At 62.1% G+C, this 17171-nt stretch carries 16 protein-coding genes; 7 read left to right on the top strand and 9 right to left on the bottom strand.

Features of this window, described 5'->3' with window-relative positions; all coding sequences use genetic code 11:
• A complete protein-coding gene (locus tag PM3016_RS33880) occupies window positions 1-1485 on the top strand; it encodes a glutamate synthase subunit beta (protein WP_014372493.1) in 1485 nt (494 codons plus the stop codon).
• Window positions 1486-1670: 185 nt separating this feature from the next.
• Window positions 1671-2474, top strand: a complete 804-nt coding sequence (locus tag PM3016_RS33875) for a hypothetical protein (protein ID WP_014372492.1) — start codon at window positions 1671-1673, stop codon at window positions 2472-2474.
• A 231-nt stretch (window positions 2475-2705) separates the two neighbouring features.
• Here the strand turns inward: PM3016_RS33875 and PM3016_RS33870 are convergent, their stop codons facing one another.
• On the bottom strand, window positions 2706-3209 hold the full coding sequence (locus tag PM3016_RS33870; protein ID WP_013921014.1) for a hypothetical protein: 504 nt from the start codon (window positions 3207-3209) through the stop codon (window positions 2706-2708).
• Between the two features lie 115 nt (window positions 3210-3324).
• Window positions 3325-5121: an ABC transporter substrate-binding protein gene (locus PM3016_RS33865; protein ID WP_014372491.1), complete on the bottom strand. Its 1797-nt coding sequence runs from the start codon at window positions 5119-5121 to the stop codon at window positions 3325-3327.
• Window positions 5122-5252: 131 nt separating this feature from the next.
• On the opposite strand from PM3016_RS33865, the gene PM3016_RS33860 reads away from it, so the two are divergent.
• The 3 genes from PM3016_RS33860 to PM3016_RS33850 are packed head-to-tail and all read left to right on the top strand — an operon-like array spanning window position 5253 to window position 8076.
• Window positions 5253-5663, top strand: coding sequence for a hypothetical protein (locus PM3016_RS33860; RefSeq protein WP_013921012.1), 411 nt, complete (start codon window positions 5253-5255; stop codon window positions 5661-5663).
• Window positions 5664-5670: 7 nt separating this feature from the next.
• Entirely contained in the window at window positions 5671-7227 is a 1557-nt protein-coding gene (locus PM3016_RS33855; RefSeq protein ID WP_014372490.1) for a DUF4153 domain-containing protein, read from the top strand.
• Window positions 7228-7248: 21 nt separating this feature from the next.
• Window positions 7249-8076, top strand: a complete 828-nt coding sequence (locus PM3016_RS33850) for an aminoglycoside adenylyltransferase domain-containing protein (RefSeq protein WP_014372489.1) — start codon at window positions 7249-7251, stop codon at window positions 8074-8076.
• A gap of 145 nt (window positions 8077-8221) precedes the next feature.
• Here the strand turns inward: PM3016_RS33850 and PM3016_RS33845 are convergent, their stop codons facing one another.
• From PM3016_RS33845 to PM3016_RS33835, 3 genes are all read right to left on the bottom strand, one after another.
• Window positions 8222-8974 (bottom strand): HAD family hydrolase, encoded by a 753-nt coding sequence (locus PM3016_RS33845; protein WP_013921009.1) that lies wholly within the window; start codon window positions 8972-8974, stop codon window positions 8222-8224.
• Between the two features lie 111 nt (window positions 8975-9085).
• Window positions 9086-9493: a bactofilin family protein gene (locus PM3016_RS33840; RefSeq protein ID WP_013921008.1), complete on the bottom strand. Its 408-nt coding sequence runs from the start codon at window positions 9491-9493 to the stop codon at window positions 9086-9088.
• A gap of 1 nt (window position 9494) precedes the next feature.
• A complete protein-coding gene (locus PM3016_RS33835) occupies window positions 9495-10508 on the bottom strand; it encodes a M23 family metallopeptidase (protein ID WP_014372488.1) in 1014 nt (337 codons plus the stop codon).
• 109 nt (window positions 10509-10617) lie between these two features.
• Between PM3016_RS33835 and PM3016_RS33830 the strand changes: the two genes are divergently transcribed.
• Entirely contained in the window at window positions 10618-10968 is a 351-nt protein-coding gene (locus PM3016_RS33830) for a hypothetical protein (protein WP_014652941.1), read from the top strand.
• Between the two features lie 40 nt (window positions 10969-11008).
• Here the strand turns inward: PM3016_RS33830 and PM3016_RS33825 are convergent, their stop codons facing one another.
• Genes PM3016_RS33825 through PM3016_RS33810 form a run of 4 tightly spaced genes read right to left on the bottom strand, consistent with a single transcriptional unit; the run spans window position 11009 to window position 15491 of the window.
• On the bottom strand, window positions 11009-12436 hold the full coding sequence (locus PM3016_RS33825; RefSeq protein ID WP_014372486.1) for a GerAB/ArcD/ProY family transporter: 1428 nt from the start codon (window positions 12434-12436) through the stop codon (window positions 11009-11011).
• A gap of 15 nt (window positions 12437-12451) precedes the next feature.
• Window positions 12452-12700 carry a hypothetical protein gene (locus PM3016_RS33820; protein ID WP_013921003.1) on the bottom strand — a complete coding sequence of 83 codons (249 nt, stop codon included), beginning with the start codon at window positions 12698-12700 and terminating at the stop codon, window positions 12452-12454.
• On the bottom strand, window positions 12697-13872 hold the full coding sequence (locus PM3016_RS33815; RefSeq protein WP_014372485.1) for a Ger(x)C family spore germination protein: 1176 nt from the start codon (window positions 13870-13872) through the stop codon (window positions 12697-12699). The genes PM3016_RS33820 and PM3016_RS33815 overlap by 4 nt, the downstream gene beginning before the upstream one ends.
• Entirely contained in the window at window positions 13869-15491 is a 1623-nt protein-coding gene (locus PM3016_RS33810; protein ID WP_014372484.1) for a spore germination protein, read from the bottom strand. The genes PM3016_RS33815 and PM3016_RS33810 overlap by 4 nt, the downstream gene beginning before the upstream one ends.
• Before the next feature lie 183 nt (window positions 15492-15674).
• Between PM3016_RS33810 and cls the strand changes: the two genes are divergently transcribed.
• The gene (gene cls, locus PM3016_RS33805) at window positions 15675-17108 is read left to right on the top strand and encodes a cardiolipin synthase (protein WP_014372483.1); all 1434 of its coding nucleotides are present in this window, start codon (window positions 15675-15677) and stop codon (window positions 17106-17108) included.
• Window positions 17109-17171 lie beyond the last annotated feature (63 nt).

Here is a 17171-nt window from a genome sequence, read left to right as displayed (position 1 = left end):
ATGGGTAAACCGACCGGGTTTATGGACTATGAGCGCGAGGTGCCGATCGAGCATGCTCCTCTGCTGCGGATCGCCCACTGGCAGGAGTTCGGCATCGCGATGCCGGAGATCAAGCTGCAGCAGCAGGGAGCCCGTTGCATGGACTGCGGCATCCCGTTCTGCCACACCGGCACCATCCTCAGCGGCATGGCGGCCGGCTGCCCCGTGCAGAATCTTATCCCCGAGTGGAATGACCTCATCTACCGGGGGCAGTGGCGGGAGGCGCTGGAGCGGCTGCACAAGACGAACAACTTCCCGGAATTCACCGGGCGCGTCTGTCCGGCGCCCTGTGAGGGCTCCTGTACCGTGGGCCTGCACGGCAAGCCCGTGACGATCAAGAACATCGAGAAGACGATCATCGACAAAGGCTTCGCCGAGGGCTGGGTCGTGCCGCAGCCGCCCGCCCGGCGGACGGGGAAGACGGTGGCCGTGGTCGGTTCCGGACCATCAGGCCTCGCCTGTGCGGCCCAGCTCAACAAGGCGGGCCACCTGGTGACGGTCTATGAGCGGGCGGATCGGGCCGGCGGCCTGCTCATGTACGGCATCCCGAACATGAAGCTGGACAAAAAGGTGGTTCAGCGCCGGATCGACCTGCTGGCTGCCGAAGGTGTCGTCTTCATCACCGGGACGGAGATCGGACGCGATATTCCGGCTTCGCAGCTTCGCAAGGACTACGATGCCGTGGTGCTCTGCGGCGGGGCCACACAGGGGAGGGATTTGCGCATAGAAGGGCGGGAGCTCGGGGGAATCCACCTCGCGATGGAGTTCCTCTCGCGCAACACGAAGAGCCTGCTCGATTCCGAGCATAAGGATGGAGCTTACTTGTCCGCCGAGGGCAAGGACGTGGTCGTGATCGGCGGCGGGGACACGGGCACGGACTGTGTCGGCACAGCGATCCGCCACAAGTGCCGCAGCGTGACGCAGTTCGAGATTCTGCCGCGTCCGCCGGAGACCCGGCAGGCGAACAATCCGTGGCCCGAGTGGCCGAAGGTGCTCAAGACCGACTACGGCCAGGAAGAGGCGGCGGCCCTGCAGGGAGGCGACCCGAGACGCTACCTCATCAACACGAAGCGGTTCACGGGGGATGATGCCGGACAGGTGGAGGCCCTGCACACGGTGCTCGTCGATTGGCAGCAAGATGAGGCCGGCCGCTTCGTCCCGGTCGAGGTGCCGGGCAGCGAGCAGGTGGTTCCGGCGCAGCTCGTGCTGCTGGCGATGGGCTTCACCGGCCCGGAGAGCCCGGTGCTCGAGCAGCTCGGCGTGGAGCGCGACGAGCGCTCGAACGCCAGGGCGGCCTACGGGCGCTATGCAACCAGCGCCGAAGGCGTCTTTGCCGCAGGTGACATGCGGCGGGGCCAGAGCCTGGTCGTGTGGGCGATTCAGGAGGGGCGCGAGGCGGCCCGGGAGGTCGACCGGTACCTGATGGGGGCTACGAACCTGCCCTAAGCGAAAGTGGAATTGGATGTTGGTGGGAGCGGTGGAGGTACAGCGCTGCCCCAACTGTACAGGGGCACCCCCGACTTGAGGGCTGGGGAGTGCCCCTTTTCCTCATTTTGGTGAAACTTTGTGGAGCGGGGCGTCGTCCTGTTGTATAATCGCGGTACGGTATGCAGGACGGAGGAGGCGGCAGGATGCGCAGGGATCCCAAAGAGCTGTTGACGGCGGAAGAGTGGAAGGCGCTGCTGGAGCAGTCGGAGGAATGGCCCGAGGAGTGGATGGACCGCGGAGCGGAGCAGGAGCTCGCAGCGCTGCGAAGAGAGGTGGACGAGCTGCGGACGGCCGTACTGGCCCTGAATGACCGGCTGTACCGGCTGGAGGGCAGGAAGGACGGATCTCCGCAGGAGGCCCCGGTGACGGACCCGGCTTCGGTCGGGGGCCCAAAGCGGACGGAACCGGTGGGGGGCGGTCTGGCGAACGCGGGTGGCGAAGAGGAGGCCCCTCAGGCTGCGGTGCGGCAGACCCAGGTGAAGACCGGTACGGCATTCCCGACGGCTTCGGTTCGGACCGGAGCACCGGCTGAAGCATCTGATGATGGCGTCAGAGCAGCAGTGGAGGCGTTCGAAGAGGCGGAGAAAGCGGAACATAAGGCGGTCGAAGCCGCAGAGGAAGCGGCGGTGAAAGCGGTGATGAAAGCGGGCTCGGAAGGGGAGTCTGCCATCAGCACACTGGAGGCGTCCGAAGCGGGCTCTGCGGAGGAACAGCCCCTTGTCCCGCAGCCGGAAGCTTGGCCATCCCAAGGACAGGAGGCGCTGTCTGCGAAAACCGCCGGCCGGCTGGAGAGCGCGGCATCGGCGGAGCCCGGGCCGCCCGCTTCCGAGCCGAAGCGGACGCTGTCCCCGGACCTCGGCGGCGAGCCGGTGATGCTCTCCCGCGTGCAGAAGTACGCCAAGAAAAAGAAGCGTGCCGCCGAGCGGTCAGGACGATGGTTCTCCTGAGGCCCCCGAAAGCGCGCTGCATCGTTCCATCGCATGCAGGACCGAGAGGTCTCCATGCGGATCAAGGCCCTGCGGACAGCTTCCGCAGGGCCTCTTTGTTGTGCCGAAATAATCGCGGCAAGAGAGGATCAGTAACGGCTGTCTTTCGGCCGTCCCAATCAGAAGGTCGGCTGAGCAAGTCTCTCCGTGCGGGATCGGCGGGATGCAGCGCCCTGCCCAAACGGCTGGGGTTCACTTCCGTCGGCGCCGGCACCGGACAGGCCATACCTTGCGCGAGCGGTAGGGCACCGACTTCATCGTGACGCTTCCGCGGGCAAAGCGGACCGACTTCAGAATCCGCGGCACATCGCTGTTGACCATGCGCTTCAGCAGCGAGATGGCGCTGCCGTATTTCTTGTAGTTGTAATCGTCCGTCTTCGGGTCGTAGAACGCGTGGGGCAGCTCCCCCGGCGTCAGGGCGGCGAAGATCCGGCCGTCATGCTCCGCTACGAAGATCAGCGGGGATTCGTCATACCCCCGCGCTTTCCACTGTCTGCGGGTCATCCGGTACACGAGCAGGGTGAAGATGTCGTCGTAGATTTTGCCTTTGTATTTGAACTGGAAATGGGCTTCGTACTCGGTCTCCCGGTCGCGCTTCGAACGGCTGACGACACAAAAGCTGCGCCACCATGCGGGTAGTCTCAGCGTAAACCCGTATCGGCTGCTGCGGTAAACCAGCTCCCTAGGTTTTCTCATTCGCTCCGGTCTCCTCCCTCGGGCCTCTTGCTCCTACTATATTCACGTGGGAAATCATTTATGGCTTAAATTCCCAAGGGGAGCTGAGGCGGCCGGGACGTTCCGGGCTGCGGGATTACCGGGTTTGAAACCAAATGTCCTTAAAACTCACCCATTCGAGCGAATCCAGCGAGATGCCCCGGACGGAAGCATGGTAGACGGTTTTGAGCCGTTTGAAATACAGGATGTGAAGCAGCCGCCGGCTCCGGAGCTCCTCTTCCGTGCCCAGCAGGAGCTGTTCCCGCCGCAGGGCTTCCGTCTCCCCGAGCAGCGTACTGATCTTGGCGGCGACAGCCTCTTTGGCCGAGGGCTCGAGATGGCGCTGCATGCTCTTGTAAAGATCGACCAGGCGAAGCTCGGCATCGTTATCCAGCACCATGGAGAACAGCAGCAGATCAGCCTGCAGGCGCTGCTCGCTTTTGAACGCTTCGGCACCGAGCAGCTTGACTTCCACGGCCCATCCGGTCTCCTGCAGCAGGGCCTGGACAAGCTTCGCATCCCGCTCGTACTGGGGAATCGTGCAGAGGACAAGCCGCTCGCCGGCATAGCCTGCCCGCCTCAGCGCTTCAAGGCACGCTTCGGGCGGCTGCACTTCATCCTGTGTCTGCTGCGGGGGGAGCTCCGCATCGCCGCGGACCAGGCTGGCAGCCGCATAGGTGGCGTCGCCGCCGACGCGCTCCAGCACCTTGGCCGGATGGAGCGCCGTACAGAGCGCTTCGCGGAGAACGGGAGAGGCCAGCGGCCCCTGCTTGCGCAGGTTGAAGGTGAGGAAGCGGCAGGTGGCGCCCTGCTGCTGTACCTGATGCCAAGAGCCGGCATCGTCCTCCACCGGGAGCAGGTAGTTGTGCAGGAGCTGAAAGCTGCCCAGGGTGCGGGTGCGCTCCTGCTCCTGCAGCCCGGGGGCATGCCAGAGCTCGACCCGGTCCAGATGGGCCCGTCCCTGGAAATAGCCCGGAAACGCATCGAGCACGCACAGCGTCTCATCGAGATGGGAGAGGCGGAACGGACCGGTGCCGACCGGATTTCGGCTGAAGTCCGCCTGCTCGCTCAGCTCCGCAGGGACGATGGATGCCCGGGTGGTGGCCAGGTACTGCGGAAGCAGCTCACAGGGCTCCTCCAGCGTGAAGGTCACCGTAACGGGATCCTGCGCTTCGACGCTCGCGATCCGTCTGTGCACCCAGCCGTACAGGGAACCGTCGGCCCGCCCGCGCAGCCGGGCGAATGTGGCGCATACGTCATCGGCCGTGAGCTCCCGGCCGTGATGAAAGAGCACGCCCTTGCGCAGGTGGAAGGTCCACCGGAGCCGGGAGAGGTCGGCCTCCCAGGCATGGGCCACGTGCGGGGACAGCGTCTTCGTCACCCGGTTATACCGCAGGAGCGGGTCGAACAGCTGGTGGACGAGATGGGCGTCGGCCGTGAAGAGGGTGCCCGCCGGATCGAGCGAAGCCACCTGCTGCGAGAGCGGGAACCGCAGGGTGTCGAGCCTCCGGGCTCCCCGCACTTCGCTGCGGTGCCCGAAGTATCCGCCGAGCCAGCGGTGGAACCGCTCCTGCAGCCCGGGGCCGGAATCCGCTGTCTGCAGCCGGGCCAGAGCGCCCTGCAGATCGCCCCGCAGGACCAGCTCCCGGGTGGCAGAGAAGAGCATCTCTTCCAGCGGGCAGAAGAAGGTCAGGGGCGACCGGCTGCCCCGTCCGCGCTTCGGCTCCCAGCCGATCCAGCCTTCGGCCCGCATCCGCTTTAGCAGCAGCGTGACATTGCGGTGCGTGCAGTCGAGCACGCCGGCCAGTTCATCGAGGGCGACGGCCAGCGCCTGCCCGTCCTCCGCCTGCGGAAAGTGCCGGCGCAGCCGCAGGTAGTGGTCTCTGAGCTTCATGAAGGTCCTCCCGAATGTGCGTAAAATAGGAAATTTGTTGTTTTAAAGTTACGCTTTTTGTTCCTCTTTTACAAGCTAGAATAGGGTGTAAGACGAATCCGCCGTTGTTCCGGCGGGAAGGAGACGATGAGATGACCCTAAGCAGAAGGAACGGGGACGGAACCGTCCGTCCCGATGCCCTCACCGTGCCGTGGGAGAGCCAGATCCTGCTGGAGCTCCGCAGGAGCTTGTCTCGGGCGGCTGCGCCCGAGGAACTCGCACGCTGCGTCTGGCTGCTGGCCCGGATGGCCTGTGCGAAGCGCCGGGGGGAGCATGCGGCCTCGCTGCTCCAGCTCCGCGCAGAAGAGGTATGGTCTACCCTCCGGGAGGAGCTGAGGCAGGAGCCGCAGGCCTCTCTGCAGCTGCAGTCGGTGGAAGAGGCAGCGGAAGAAGGCGCCTCTGGGAAGGCTGAAGCCGGGATGGTCCCGGTGGAGGCGGTCCGCGGCCTCCGCCGTCTGGCGGTGCGATTCCTCCGGATGATTCTTCAGGGAAAGAGGGGCTGAGAACGCGATGCAACCAACCGACACCAATCGTGCCGAGCTCAGGCTGCTGGCCGCCGCTTTCGGCTGCGCCGTGCTTCATCACTACCTGTTCTATGGACACTCGTGGGGCGTGTCTTACCCGCTGTTCGCCGCCGCCCTTTACGCGCTGTATTATACAACTGCAGCGCGGCAGGAGGTCCCGCTGAAACAGCCCGTGAACCTGCTGCTGCTGCCGGTACTCCTGCTCTCGCTGACTTATATGCTGCATTCGGGCGTGCTGCTCCTGATGCTCAATGCGCTGATGGTCCCGCTGCTGATCCTCATACATATGACCTGGAGCAGCCGGCACGCGGCACCATCGGCCGAGTCCTTGTGGTTTCAGCCTCTGGAGCAGCTCGCCGTACAGACGCTGCGCAGCGTGCCGCGTCCGATCCAGCTGCTGCTGGCCGTCCTGCAGCGCCGGAGGACCTCATCCGGAGGGGCGGGCCAGGGGAGGAAGGTGCTCCTCGGGCTGCTGCTGTCGGCGCCGCTCGTGTTCATGGTCCTGATGCTGCTCGCTTCCGCCGACACGGTCTTCGACCGGTCGCTGGCCAGGCTGCCGGACCTGCTGGCCGGTCTGGAGCTGGGGGAGGAAGCGTTCCGTCTGCTGTGGGTGGCGGCCGTGACGGTCGGCCTCTTCGCCTATATCAACGGACTGCATAGGCCCAAACCGCGCAGGAGCGAGGAGGGCGGCCCGGCTTCACCGCCGGAGTACGGTCCCGTCCCTATCACCGGGCCCGCATCCGCAAGCTCCTTATTCACAGCATCCGAACCGGCCTTCGAGCCGCCCTCCGGCCTGCCCAAGATCGACCCGACAGTGGCCGGCACGATGCTTGTGATGCTTAACGCGGTGTATGCGCTGTTCGCCCTTGTGCAGTTCTCGTATTTCTTCGCCGGCGCCGAGCTCCCCGAAGGGATTACTTATGCGGCTTATGCACGCAAGGGGTTCGCGGAGCTGGTGCTGGTCACACTGATCAACCTCTCCGTGCTCATCGCCATGGTCTATGGTGTCCGCCGGCCGGGGAATCGTGCCTGGCTGGCCCTCCGGAGCCTGCTTGCGCTGCTGGTCGGCTTCAGCACGGTGATGCTCGTCTCGGCTTATCTGCGTCTGGCCCTGTACGAGGAGGCCTACGGCTTTACGGTGACGCGGATTCTGGTCCATGCTTTTATGCTGCTGCTCACCGTGCTGTTCCTGCTGGCTCTCGTGAAGCTTTGGAAGCCGCAGTTTCCGCTGGTCCGCAGCTATCTGATCGCCGCGCTCGCAGGTTATGTGATCCTGAATTATGCGAGCGTTGACGGCTTGATCGCCCGGGGCAATATAGCCCGCTATGAGCGCACGGGCCATTTGGACACAGGCTATCTGGGCTCGCTCGGTTATGAAGCGGTTCCTTATGTGGCGGCGATGCAGCACCGCCGTCCGGATCTGGCGGAACTCTCGGTGGCGGCCGAGACGTACCGTACCCGGCTGCAGGAAGAGAAGCCCCGGTGGATGGAGTGGAATCTGGCGCGGTGGAGAGCGGAACGGGCGCTGGAACTCATAGAGTAGGAAGAGCGGGAGGAATAAGGGATGGAGATCAGGATACCGGCAGCCCTGCTGCCTTTGCTGCAAGCTTATGCGAACCTGCTGGAGGAGAGGCTGCCCGGCCGGATGAAGGGGGTTTATCTGCTCGGTTCCGCCGCGCTTGACGCGTTCCGTCCGCCGTGCAGCGATGTCGATGTGCTGGGCGTGAGCGACGGACCTTTGGATCCTGAATGGTTAATGGAGCTGACCTTCATCCATGCGAAGCTTGCTGGGGAGCACGAATTCGGCCGGCGGATGGAGGTGCAGTATGCGTCGGAGCACAAGCTGAACGGAATGCGGAGCGGCTCTCCGCTGAACCTTGCTGCGGGAGCTTGTTACGAATGGGAGGGAGAGCGCTTCAAGGGAATCAGGGAGACGGGGCCGAAACTGGCGGCGCTGTGGATTCTGAAGCACCATGGAATCCGGATTGCCGGGGCACCGGCGGCCGCGCTTGATGTCCGCTTAGACGGGGAAAGCCTCCGGCGCGAGATGAGCTATAATCTGGACGTCTACTGGGCGTGGAGGCGGAAGGAGCCTGATTTGTTCCTGCAGGACCTCTGGATCGAATTCGCCGTGCTGACGTTCTGCCGCATCTATTACACCCTCGATACGGGGGCCATCATCTCCAAGGAAGCGGCTGCTGCCTATGTGCGGCAGCGGACGGCGGCCTGCGGACAGCCTGTCATCGATGAAGCGCTCCGGATCCGGAGCGGCAGGGGGGAGCCGGTCTTCCCGGATGCGGTGCAGCGCCGGCGGGAGACGCTCCGGTTCCTGGATGAGCTCTCAGACCGTCTTCCCCGCGAATATGAACTGAAGCCTTGGACGCGGGAGTAAAGCTCCTTCCCCAAACCAAAGGACCCTTCCGTCATCCGCGAGGGTCCCTGCTTTTCGGCCAAGGCATCCCGTCCTTACCGGACGGCGAAGCCCTTTTGCATCGTCCTGCAAAAGGACGGCATATCCGTTTATCTTACCTATGGGGTCAGCCGCTGGCGGCCGCCTTGGGCTCGGTATAGCTGCGGATGGCATCCGGGATGGCGTTCAGGCTCGGCAGCGTGAAGTAGGCGCCGGCCGGTTCCGTCTCAAGCTCGACCTGATTGTACGCCCATTCCTGCTCGGCCGGCATGAAGATGGCGTTAATGCCGCATTTGAGCGCAGGGTTGATGTCCGTCCGCATCGAGTTGCCGATCATCCAGGTCACCTTGCGGTCCCATCCGTTCGTACGGATCAGGCTCTCGAGGAATTCGGCGTTCTTGTGGCGCGTGATATGAATCCGTGTGGCAAAAAAGCGCTGCAGTCCCGCCTCCGTGACCTTGCGCATCTGGATCGTCGGTTCACCGCCCGTATACAGGTGCAGCTCATGGCCTTCGGCCTGAAGCGTACGGAGCGTTTCTTCCATGTGGGGATAGGGCTCGATGCCGTGGCCGTATACGGAAGCGCCGAGCTCCCGGAGGCGCTCGATCTCCTGCTCGCTGCGCGGCCGTCCGGTGAGGTTCAGATAATATTCATACGTATCCACGAACGACTGGGGGAAGTGGTCCGGTGCGAAACCGCTGACGAGCACCCGCTCCAGGTCGATCTCGGATTGTTTCTTCTTCACTTCATCGATCGACAGATGGTAGCCGTGGAACCACGTTTCCATCTGATCGGCGAACTGTTCGGCAACCAGATCAAAGTACTTGTTGCAGTGGATCAGTGTGTCGTCCATATCAAATAAGATGGTCTGCTTCGTCATGGGCCTCTACTCCTACTCTGTCTTGGCTTGTGGTGTTACCGCAAAAGACGCCTCGGGCTGCGCCGGAGGGCTTATCCTCTTTTACCCAAAACAAGCAAGCTTTTCACCCTATTATATCATGGCGATCGCCAGAGGCGCATCTTCCTGCCTCGCCTCTTCCATCATCTCGCTTTGGCCCTGGAACACCGCGCCCTGCTCGATCATCAGAACGGCGGCGCGGACGGTGCCGATCAGCTTCCCCGTGGAGGTGATCCGCACGCGGCCTTCGGCCTCCACCCGGCCCTCCAGCCTGCCGGCGATGACGACATCGCGGGCCCGCAGGTCCGTCGTGCGGACCCGTCCCCGTTCGCCGATGGCGACCTCGCCCGAGGCCTGCAGCACCCCGTTGAACTCGCCTTCAATCCGCAGGTCGGCTTCCGACCGGAGCGCGCCCTCGAATTCACAGCCCTCGCCGATGAGGGTCACCCCGCTGGCGGCTTTGGAACCGCGGCCTTTTTGTCCAAGCATGGATTTCAGCATGTCAACCTTTCTCCTTTCGATATGAGGCGGGCAGGTAAGGAGCGGGATCGGTGCTCTTGCCGCCCAGCTGGATTTCGTAGTGCAGATGCGGTCCGGTGCTGCGGCCCGTCGTGCCGAGCTTGCCGATCTGCTGGCCTTTGTCGACCGTCTGTCCTTTGCGTACCGAAGCGCTGCTCAGGTGCATGTACCAGGTTCTGAGGCCGTCCGCATGCTCCAGAATCACATTATGGCCGTGCAGCTTGTCGTAGCCGACCTCACGCACCGTGCCTCCGGCAGCCGCATAGACCGGATCGTTCATCTTCCCTGCAATATCAATCCCGCGGTGGAAGCTGAGCTTCTTCGTGAACGGGTCCTTGCGGTACCCGTAGGGCGAAGTGACGATCTTGGAGAGAGTCGGCCAGAGGCTCGGCGTGCGGCGCTGGCGCTCCAGCTTCTCGAGCAGGAGCTGCTTGGAGCGGGTAAAATGCCCCTGAAGCCGGGTCATCTCCCGTTCGAGCTCGAGATATCGGGCCTCGGTCAGATTCGCGAGCTCCTGCATATCCCTGGCCGTCACGGGAACGGCCGGACCGCCCATGCCTCCCGCCGCGCCGCTGCCGGCTGCCGCCGAGACGGCCGGCGTGCCGCCGGAGCCCCCCGAGGCCGGTGCACTGCCGGGGGCGAGCTTCTTCAGTTCCTGCTCGAGCCGCTTCATTTCCTCCATCCGGCTGTGCACCTGCTCGGCCTGCTTCGATAAGGAATGCAGCTCATTTTGAAGCTGCTCGATCGCGGCGTTCTTGCCCTTCAGGTCCTGCTCGAGCCGCGCGGTCCGGCCGTTCAGCTCCGATGTGCGGAGGTAGGCCGAAGCCGTGGAATGCAGGTGCCGGAAGTAGATGATCCCCGACGCGCCGATGAGCAGGACCGCCAGCAGCAGGGCACCGCCGATCAGGCCGCGGGAGAGGTTGACACGGACGACGCTGCCGTTCGCTTCGGGTATGATCACGAAGGTCAGCTTGTTGCGAAACCACTTGAAATTCATGGGAACTCCTTTCATGCTGTGACAGTCAAGAATCCCCGCCTCCGGGCATACAGTTAGGATAGCAGAGCGCCTGGGAGGGATCGGATTGTCTTTCTTGCGAAGTAATCGCATGAACCTGTTGGAACGGCTGGCGCTTCACCTGAACCACGAAGTGGCCCTGCAGGCGGAAGCCTTCGCGAGCGAGCCGGGTGTGCTCGAGAAGGTCGGCCGGCGGTTCATCCGCGTCAGCGGCAGCTATTTCGTCCCGCAGAGCCTGCAGGAGATCGTGCTGCTGGGCCATGCCGCCGGGCGCCCCGGGACAGCCGCGAAGGTCCGCACGCTGTATGCGGGACTCTTCGAAGCGGAGCTGAAGCTCACCGGCAAAGATTTCATCGAAGTCCGGGTATCCCGGGAAGAGGAGGAGGAAGAGCTCACCCTTCTCATTCCGATGGGACAGATCATCGGTCTGGAGCCGGTCTGAGAGCGGGCCCGGTCCTTCGGGCCGCTGATTCAGAGCAGGACTAGCCGCCATGCTGATCGGCGCGGTTCATTTCGAAGTGCGAGGTCAGCAGCGCCAGCAGCAGGCAGACCGTGTAGCCCAGGGCCCCGACCGCGCCCAGCATGGCGAACGATTTGGCGAAGAACACGCCGGCCCCGACGAACAGCACGCAGAGCAGGAGCAGGACGTTGCTCATCAGGACGAGATGGCCGTAGCTCAAGGCTTGGAAGCGCCGCTGGATACGGGCCCCCGGGCTGCCTCCGCCCCCGCCTCCCGATGCAGCTCCGCTCCTGCGGGGGCTGGCGGAGCCTGAACCGCCGTTCGAGCTGTCGTCCGAGCCGCCGGAGGCCTGCTCCCCGGCAGACTTCTTCGGGAACCGGCGCATCCCGATCAGCAGGGCCGCCAGCAGCAGCGGCTGGTAAGCCAGGATGATCACCGGCGAGCTGTAATTGCCGAAGGCATGCACCTCGGTTGTGCTCTTGAAGGCCAGCATCGAGGTCAGCAGCAGAACCAGCGAGACCGGAGAGTTGATGAACGTGTAATCCCTCTCCCGCAGCAGGCTGGCCAGCCCCGTAAGGAAGGCCAGATAGATCATCAGCAATTTGCAGACGAGAACCGGAAACCAGATGCTGAGGATCGGCAGGTCCACGCGGTCCAGGAAGTCCGTAATATGAACGTGCTGCACCAGGCTGTAATTCGGGTAGATCATGTTCGCCGGCATGACGGGCCCGAGCACGACCAGCACCATGAAGATGAAGAGGCTGAGCAGGGTGGTGGCCATGATGGCCCCGTGGCGGATGGCGGCCTGCACCTGCCTTGCGTTCCAGACCGTATGCAGGAAGGCGCCTGCGACCAGCGTGTCCCCGTACCACCCGAAGCTCAGCAGGTTCGAATACAGCATCTTGATCGGCCCGCTGACCAGCACCGGCTGGATCAGCTCCTTGTTCAGCTCGTTGGAGAGCAGAAGCGGGAGAAGCGCGATCACGATAAAGAAGAGCGGGAAGAACAGATCGTTCACCCGGGCCAGCACTTCAACGCTGGTCCTGCCGTAGAACATGAGGATGAGCATCAGCAGCATCACCAGGATCTCTTCCGGCGTGTTGGGCAGCAGCATCGTATTGATGAACTTGCCAAGAGCCCGTAAATCCCGCATCAGGATCAGCCAAATATGCAGGATCAACACCAGGTTGACGAGGGTCCCGGCCATCCTGCCGAACATCTTCATGGTGATCTCGAATAGATTCAGCTGGGGAAAGCGGCGGGACAGCTGAGCGAACACGAAGGCGATGAACAGCACATAGAGCGTCGGCAGAATATACGAGAACCACGCATCCATCTTGGTGATACGGACAAGTTCATGCTGAACGGACATCAGGCCGCCGCCGGTCAGCAGGGAGCCGACAAGCCATGCCATTTGTCGCTGGTTGATAACAAGCAGATGCTTGGACATGGGTCACCTTTCCTCTTACCGCTTAGCTTCCTGCTGCGGATGAATGATCGAGAATACGGTGGGAGACACTGTCTTGATGAAGAACTGCGTCGGCATCGGCGGTTTGATGCCGAGCAGCAGGCCCAGATAGAGACCTATGGCGGCAGCGTACAGCAGCGCGAACATCCACAGCATGGCCTTGGTCTGTCTGACCCAATATTTCATGTTCAGCGTGAGGTGCAGCAGCACCAGAACGCCGAACCAGACCAGGAATTGAAGATTCAAGAGGAGCCCTCCTCCTGGGTGACGTTATTATAAATGTCGCCGGGCTCGGTCAGCGCATTGCTGACATGGAGCTGGAACTGGGCGTCCTTGAGGCCTGCAGGCCAGTCCTTGGCGAAGTTCTGCTCCCACTGGGCCGGATAAGCCCGCCAGAGGTACCCGCCGAGCATGGCGGCATCCGACTCGTTGTTCTGCATTTCCTTGATGGTGGCCTGCATCGCTTTTTTGATGTGCTCCGAGATCTGCTGCTCCACCATGACCACATTCTCGGTCTGGCTGAGATCAAAGGGCTTCGTAACCTCCAGAATCTTGGATTTGCAGACCACCTGGATCGTGAAGTGAGGCTTGCCTCCGGCGACCTTGGCTTTGATGTTTGTCTGTGAATCGAAGACTCGGGTCGTCACATTGATATCCTCGGCAAGCTTGACGCTGATCGCGGTGTTGATCGTTTTGTTCTTCAGCCAGGCGAGACCGTCCGCTGCGGCTCCTTCCAGCGTACCCGCCATCTTATCTTCTTTGAACATGGCGTAACCGGCCATCTCGATCTCTTTGGAGGGTTTTTCGCTTTTTTGCGATTCCGTCAATTCCATATAAGGGGCAACCGGGTCACTGCCCGGGGCACTGAGCGACACGCCGATATCCTTCATGTTCATCGTGATCGCCGTCCGGGACTTTACCAGTTCACGATAAGCCTCGGCCGGGAACCGTTCGAACTTCGGAGTGGCCTGAAGCAGCTCGTAAGCCTTCCCCTTGGTGACGATCAGGTAGGTAGTCATCCGGTTCTCGGGTGTCCGGGGCGTCGAATCATAAATATAGCGGATGCCCGTCTTGGCCAGCTCTTCGCCGACCAGCAGGGTACGGCGGTGGGCCAGGAACATCCGGCGCGACATGCGCTGCTGCAGCTTCGATTGGGCTTCCCGGATGGTGGCTCCGGTCTCGGAGTCAATATAGTAACTTTTCTCCCCCGATGTACCGCCTCCGCCCCCCGATGCGCCGCCCATCTGTCCGGGCAGCGGCACAAGTACACTGAAGCGGATTCTTCCGTCCTTCTCCAGGTCAACCGCCGTGGTCAGAATGAACGCCATGTCATTGATCTCCGTCCGGTCCCAGCAGCCGGTAAGACAGCAGATCAGTCCCAGGATGGCGGGGATTCGCAGCCAGGCGGCTTTGTTCATAACTTCTCCTCCTCCGCCGAAGGATGATCGACCGATTTGCCCCGCTGTCCGGACTGCTCCATGATCTCTTGGGGCAGATCCTTGCTCATCCGCAATCCATCCTGAACCGGGAAGAAGGCCGGCCGCTTCGCCATCGCCCACCAAGGGGCGCGGATGGCGACATCCTTCAGGTCACCCGAGGACAGCGGACCGATCGGCGACAGGTAAGGTACACCGAATGAACGCAGGGAGGCCAGGTGCCCCAGAATCAGCATCAGCATGATGAGTATGCCGTACATCCCGAAGATGGAAGCGACGATGAGGATCGGGAAGCGCAGCATCCGCACCGCAATCGCCCCGTTGAACCGGGGGATGGTGAAGGAGGCGATACCGGTGATCGATACGACGATAACCATCGGAGCCGAGACGATCCCCGCCTGCACGGCGGCCTGGCCGACAACCAGCGCCCCGAGAATACTGACGGCTGAGCCGATGGTCTTCGGCAGCCGGATTCCGGCCTCGCGAAGCGCCTCGAAGGTAACCTCCATGATCAGCGCCTCGATGACGGCGGGGAAGGGGATCGCTTCCCGGGCGGCGGCGACCGACAAGAGCAGGGTGGTCGGCAGCAGGTCCTGGTGGAACGTCGTGATCGCCACATACAGGGCCGGCGTCAGCAGCGAGAGGAACAGGAACAGATACCGCAGCCACCGGATCAGGGTGGCGATCTGGAACCGTTCGTAATAGTCCTCGCTGGCCTGAAGGATTTCGACGAAGACGAAGGGAACGAGCATCACGAAGGGCGTGCCGTCCACGATGATGCCCACCCGGCCCTGCAGCAGGGCGGCCGCTACGGTATCGGGGCGCTCCGTATATTGAATCTGCGGGAAGGGGGAGTATGCCGAATCCTGGATGAGCTCTTCGATATACCCCGTTTCCAGCACGGCGTCGATATTGATTTTCTGGAGCCGGCCGATCACCTCATCCACAACGGAAGGGGCGGCGATATCCTCCAGATAAGTGACCACGACGCTTGTATTGCTCTCCCGCCCGATCGTCAGCGATTTCATCTTGAGATGCGGGGTTTTGAGCTTCCGCCGAAGCATGGATGTATTGGTGCGCAGGGCCTCCGTGAAGCCTTCACGCGGCCCCCGGATGACCGCTTCGGTTTCCGGTTCGGCGATGGAGCGTTTTTCGGCCCCGCGGATGCCCATCAGCAGCGCTTTGTTGTTTTTCTCCACGAAGAGAGCCGTATCTCCGCCAAGCACACCGAGGAGCAGATCGCCATAATTGTCCGCGGGCTGGAGCTGGGAGACGGGCAGGACGGAGGCGGAGATGTTGTCGATGAATTTCTCCCCGCCTTCGAGGGTCATCAGGGATTTCATCGCCTCGTTGACGAGGTCGGTCTTGGCCATCCCGTCGATGAAGACCAGCAGGGCCTTCACGCTTTGTTCGAGCTGGAACTCCCGGATCACAAAGTCCGATCCGTCTTTGAAGAGCTCTTTCAGGTAGGTTCGATTGTCCTCCAGCTCCATCGAGACCGGAACGCTGCGAAGTTCGTCGATGAAGCGGTAATCCAGCTTGTGCAGCGAATCCCCTCCGGGCTGCCGGTTCGGCCTGCTGCCTTTCTTGGTTATGACCATGCCGGGCCTCCTGTTTGTTTCGGTCCTTCATTCCAAGCTTTGCCGGGGGCGTGTCCGGTATATTTTGAACCAAAACCAGAATTTTATGACAAAGCTTTCAGAATTTCAGCAAAATAATGGAATAGTGCACACGGGGGCGGTAAAAGCTACAAGAGCCACCCCAGGTAAGGAAGGAGAAGTCCCATGCAGCTTTGGATCATCCTCGCCCTCATCTTGTTCATCCTCCAGATCCTCACGATCATTATCGGGGAATTCCGCCACCCGCCCAAAGCGCTGGCCTGGCTCTTTATCCTGTTCGTAATCCCGGTTATTGGATTTGTGATGTATTATTTTCTGGCGAAGGAGTACCGGCAGCGCAGGAAGGTCAGGCGCAGGGGGCTGGGTCTTGTGCATGATCTCCGGCAGATCGGCAAGCACATGAAGGCAGCCGATCCCCAGATCGAGGAGGAGCACCTGCAGGGGTGGAGGCACGAGCCGAGGCTGTTTGCCCTTCTCAACAATATCCCCGGTGCCATGATTACCGTCCAGAATGAGGTCCTTGTACTGGCGAATGCGGATGAAGCCTACCCCGAGATGCTCGAGGCGATAGAGGGAGCTCAGAAGCATATCCACTTCGAGTTCTATACGATCCGCGACGACCCGACCGGCCGCAGGTTCCAGGAGCTGTTGATCCGTAAAGCGAGGGCAGGCGTGCAGGTGCGCTGCATCTTCGATGGGATCGGGAGCTATCACCTTCCTAACCGGTTCATCGCCGAGCTGCAGCAGGCCGGCTGCGAGGTCTATATCTTTCTTCCGGCCCTGATCGCCTTCTTCGACAAGCGGATCAACTACCGCAACCACCGCAAAATTATCGTAATCGACGGCATCGTCGGTTTCCTCGGGGGGCTGAATATCGGGGATGAATACCTTGGGCGCAATTCGTCGCTTGGCTTCTGGAGGGATACCCATCTGCGCCTGGAGGGAGATTCGGTCTATTCGCTCCAGATGACCTTCATTCGGGATTGGCTGTTCGTCAGCGGCGAGCGGCTCACCGAGACGGCATATTTCCCGGAGCACGAAATCCGCGGCCGCAAGCCCGTTCAGGTAATCTCGAGCGGACCGGACGCCCATTGGGATGCCGTGCTGGAGATGTTCTTCGGGTCGGTCACAACGGCCAAGCGCCGTATTTTTATCACCACTCCGTATTTTGTGCCGGACGCCAGTCTGCTCATGGGACTCAAGGCGGCGGCGGTCAGCGGCATTGACGTGCGGATCATCTATCCGGAGAACTCCGACTCCCGCATCGTCAATTATGCTTCGCTGTCCTATCTTGAGGAACTGCTTCAGGCAGGGGTGCGCTTCTATGCTTATCAAGAAGGGTTCATCCATGCCAAGGTGATGATCATTGACGACCTGCTCGCCACGGTAGGTACGGCGAATATGGATATGCGCAGCTTCTACAACAACTTCGAGCTGAATGCGGTGCTGTTCGACAAAGCTTCGATCCAGCGGCTCGAGGGCGATTTTATTCAGGACCTGAAGGCCTGCCGGGAGATCAAGCTCGAAGAGTTCGAGAAGCGCTCCCGCTGGCAGAAGGGCAAGGAAGTGCTGGCCCGGCTGGTCTCTCCGCTCTTCTGAGTAGGCCGCCGGGGCAGCCCAAGCAGCCTCCTTACCGCCTGGTGCGGCGGGGAGGCTGCTCTC

The sequence above is a fragment of the Paenibacillus mucilaginosus 3016 genome (genome assembly GCF_000250655.1).
GTDB classification, from domain to species: domain Bacteria; phylum Bacillota; class Bacilli; order Paenibacillales; family NBRC-103111; genus Paenibacillus_G; species Paenibacillus_G mucilaginosus.
The sequence above is the reverse complement of the archived record's forward strand: the minus strand, read 5'-3'. Positions and strand labels throughout refer to the sequence as shown.